This is a genomic window from Candidatus Nitrosotalea sp. FS (genome assembly GCF_011319475.1).
Lineage (GTDB): Archaea > Thermoproteota > Nitrososphaeria > Nitrososphaerales > Nitrosopumilaceae > Nitrosotalea.
Window position 1 is genome coordinate 1 of record NZ_RCMC01000177.1, and the last position, 1,439, is coordinate 1,439.

Annotated in this window: 1 protein-coding gene and 1 pseudogene; one reads left to right on the forward strand and one right to left on the reverse strand. The window is 37.9% G+C overall.

Going from position 1 to position 1,439, the window contains the following annotated elements:
- Positions 1 to 731, reverse strand: a 731-nt coding sequence (locus DYY66_RS06370) for a DEAD/DEAH box helicase (RefSeq protein WP_166287194.1), incomplete at its 3' end; no start/stop codon positions are given.
- A gap of 223 nt (positions 732 to 954) precedes the next feature.
- On the opposite strand from DYY66_RS06370, the pseudogene DYY66_RS06375 reads away from it, so the two are divergent.
- A pseudogene (locus tag DYY66_RS06375) lies at positions 955 to 1,439 on the forward strand (hypothetical protein); the annotation flags it as partial.

The following is a 1,439-nucleotide window of genomic DNA, read 5'->3' on the forward strand; positions in this document are numbered from 1 at the left end:
ACTATTGCCTGACCTGCTCCGTTTTCTTTGATAAATTTGAATAGATAATCTGTCTTTTCCCTGTCTTTTATTACAAGAAATGCCTGTTCAATTCCCTCTCCACTTAGATCATCTGAGTCAATGAATATTTTTTGTGGATTTTTCATGTATTTTTCTGCTAGCATCAAGATTGCTGCTGGCATTGTAGCAGAAAATAGTGCGTTGATGTGATCTTCTGGGACCAAGTCCAAGATGAATTTGATATCTTCAATGAATCCCATGTCAAGCATTGTATCTGCTTCATCAAGTATGACCCACTTTACTTTCTGTAGTTTTATGGAACCGCGTTTGATGTGATCAATGAGTCTTCCTGGTGTTGCAACCACAATTTCTACTCCCCTATGGAGTTCTTGCAGTTGCACATTCATGCTTTGACCACCATAGATTGTTACACTTCGTATTCCAGAGTGCCTTGAGAATTTTACAATCTCATCAGATATCTGTACTGCAAGCTCTCTAGTTGGAGCAATGATAAGTGCCTGTACACCACCTTTTGGAATAACATTTTGAATTATTGGTAGTGAAAATGCAGCTGTCTTTCCTGTACCAGTATGTGCTTGACCTATGACATCTTGTCCTGAAAGAAGTACCGGAATTGCACCTGCCTGAATAGGGAACGGTTCGCGAAAACCCATTTCATTAAGTGCTGTGAGTATGGTATCCTTTAGTCCTAGTTCTTCAAATTTTGTCAAGTTTATTCATCATCTTTTTATTGAAACGACAGAGAAAAGTTCGATCACCTATTTCCGTCAATTTTTGTTTAATGTACCCTTCTGGCTCTAATAACTCTTTCCAAAATATTGAAAAAATTTCCACTATTTTTGGAAATTGTATAATCTCTTGCTCTGATATGTGGCATAGATTTGACCCATCAAAATGATATACATAATTATCTGAGATTTATGTGATAATAACATGAGCAGTGATCTTAGATTAAAGAAACTTAGAGGATCTGGAGGTTTTATCATGGCAACAGTAACTGATGATCAACAGCGAAAAGGAAATCTTGGGGGACCAGACTTGTTTCTTGCACCAGTTGGACGTCTTGACTCAGAAAAGATTTTCAAGCATTATTGCAATACATGTGAGAAAGAATACGAGGGAAGCCCAAAGATCGAATATGAAAATCCTAATGAGATAGTGGCAGAAAACCTTGTTCTTTTGGAAAAGGGACAATACATCTGTACTACATGTGGTTCTGTCTTGCAGAATATAGAAACTTTAGCAAGCCAGATGAAGCAGCATCAGTTGGAGCTGCAATACCTGTCACCAGCACAAGTGTTTCAACACCACAACCTGCTCAGAGTTTTGAGTTGCAAGAAAAGCCCAAAACTTCGAGAGTAAAAACATTTAGCTCCATAACAGGCCTCGGAGTTTATGATACTGAAGCAAAAAAGGTT